This is a genomic window from Mycobacterium sp. TH-M106 (assembly GCF_057473765.1).
The window spans coordinates 1-2,257 of record NZ_JBYCLE010000425.1 but is presented as its reverse complement, the minus strand read 5'-3'; the positions used below and the strand labels follow the sequence as shown (position 1 = coordinate 2,257).

At 66.9% G+C, this 2,257-nt stretch carries 2 protein-coding genes; both read left to right on the top strand.

The window, feature by feature from the left end; genetic code table 11:
• The first annotated feature begins 81 nt into the window (after positions 1-81).
• On the top strand, positions 82-1,707 hold the full coding sequence (gene groL / locus AC2VOP_RS14960; protein ID WP_486961707.1) for a chaperonin GroEL: 1,626 nt from the start codon (positions 82-84) through the stop codon (positions 1,705-1,707).
• A 126-nt stretch (positions 1,708-1,833) separates the two neighbouring features.
• Positions 1,834-2,257: bifunctional adenosylcobinamide kinase/adenosylcobinamide-phosphate guanylyltransferase (locus AC2VOP_RS14955; RefSeq protein WP_486961706.1), on the top strand; the 424-nt coding region annotated here is incomplete at its 3' end.

Here is a 2,257-nt window from a genome sequence, read left to right as displayed (position 1 = left end):
CAACGACACCTTCGGTCGTCCGTCGCGGGCGCTGCACCCGGCCACAGACGTGTCATCCGCAACCGGAGGAATCACTTCGCAATGGCAAAGCAAATTGCGTACGACGAAGAGGCCCGTCGCGGTCTGGAACGGGGTCTGAACAGCCTCGCCGACGCGGTACGGGTGACGTTGGGTCCCAAGGGCCGCAACGTCGTGCTGGAGAAGAAGTGGGGTGCCCCCACGATCACCAACGACGGCGTGTCCATCGCCAAGGAGATCGAGCTGGAGGACCCCTACGAGAAGATCGGTGCCGAGCTGGTCAAAGAGGTCGCCAAGAAGACCGACGACGTCGCCGGCGACGGCACGACCACCGCCACCGTGCTGGCTCAGGCCCTGGTCAAGGAGGGTCTGCGCAACGTGGCCGCCGGCGCCAACCCGCTGGCCCTGAAGCGCGGCATCGAGAAGGCCACCGAGCACGTCACCGAGGTGCTGCTCAAGGGGGCCAAGGAGGTCGAGACCAAAGAGCAGATCGCCGCGACCGCCGCAATCTCCGCCGGTGACCAGTCGATCGGCGACCTGATCGCCGAGGCGATGGACAAGGTCGGCAACGAGGGCGTGATCACCGTCGAGGAGTCCAACACCTTCGGGCTGCAGCTGGAGCTGACCGAGGGCATGCGATTCGACAAGGGTTACATTTCGGGTTACTTCGTCACCGACGCCGACCGGCAGGAAGCCGTCCTGGAGGAGCCCTACATCCTGCTGGTCAGCTCCAAGGTGTCCACCGTCAAGGATCTGCTGCCGCTGTTGGAGAAGGTTATCGGTGCCGGCAAGCCGCTGCTGATCATCGCCGAAGACGTCGAGGGTGAGGCTTTGAGCACCCTGGTCGTCAACAAGATCCGGGGCACGTTCAAGTCGGTGGCGGTCAAGGCGCCCGGCTTCGGTGACCGCCGCAAGGCGATGCTGCAGGACATGGCGATCCTCACCGGCGGCCAGGTGATCAGCGAAGAGGTCGGTCTGACCCTGGAGAACGCCGACCTGACGCTGCTAGGCAAGGCCCGCAAGATCGTCGTCACCAAGGACGAGACCACGATCGTCGAGGGCGCCGGCGACACCGAGGCCATCGCCGGGCGGGTGGCCCAGATTCGGCAGGAGATCGAGAACAGCGACTCCGACTACGACCGGGAGAAGCTGCAGGAGCGGCTGGCCAAGCTGGCCGGCGGAGTCGCGGTGATCAAGGCCGGCGCCGCAACCGAAGTGGAGCTCAAGGAGCGCAAGCACCGCATCGAGGACGCGGTGCGCAACGCCAAGGCCGCCGTCGAGGAGGGCATCGTCGCCGGCGGCGGCGTGACCCTGCTGCAGGCGGCGCCCTCGCTGGACAAGCTGAAGCTCTCCGGCGACGAGGCCACCGGCGCCAACATCGTCAAGGTGGCACTGGAGGCTCCGCTCAAGCAGATCGCGTTCAACTCCGGTCTGGAGCCGGGTGTGGTCGCCGAGAAGGTGCGCAACCTGAAGGCGGGTCACGGCCTGAACGCGCAGACCTGCGAGTACGAGGATCTGCTGAAGGCCGGTGTCGCCGACCCTGTCAAGGTGACCCGTTCGGCGTTGCAGAACGCCGCCTCGATCGCCGGGCTGTTCTTGACCACCGAGGCGGTCGTCGCCGACAAGCCGGAGAAGGAGAAGCCTGCTATGCCTGGTGGTGGCGGGGACATGGGCGGCATGGACTTCTAAAGTCCGTCAACGATAGGGGCCCGGCTTGCTTCGGCAGGCCGGGCCTTGTCGTTGCCGTCTGGGTGTACCACGGAAAAATGCGAGTGGACCGGCGTGGTCAAATTCAGAGTCAACGACGGAGGAGTCATGGAGTTGCCGGTGATGCCGGTCCGCACGTTGGTGCTCGGTGGGGCCCGATCCGGCAAATCGGCTTACGCCGAGGCGCTTTTTGCAGGCGAGGCCGAGGTGACCTACCTGGCGGCAGGCGGTATCCGCGACGACGACCCGGATTGGGCCCAGCGAGTGCGACTGCACCGGACACGCCGCCCGGCCTCCTGGCACACCGTCGAGACACCCGACGTGGTGGACCTGCTGCGGGGAACCGGCAACCCGCTGCTGCTGGATTGCCTGGGCACCTGGCTGACCGCCCGGATGGACCTGCATGACGCACGCGACGCTGCCGGTCTGGATGCCGTGCACGCCGACGTCGACGAGCTGGTGGCGGCCTGGCGCGGCTGCCCGGTGCGGGCGGTGGCGGTCAGCAACGAGGTGGGCAGCGGCGTGGTGCCGG

Bases quoted from the DNA above. Each gene is read 5' to 3' on its own strand.
- groL (WP_486961707.1), top strand. From the start codon at position 82: ATGGCAAAGCAAATTGCGTACGACGAAGAGGCCCGTCGCGGTCTGGAA.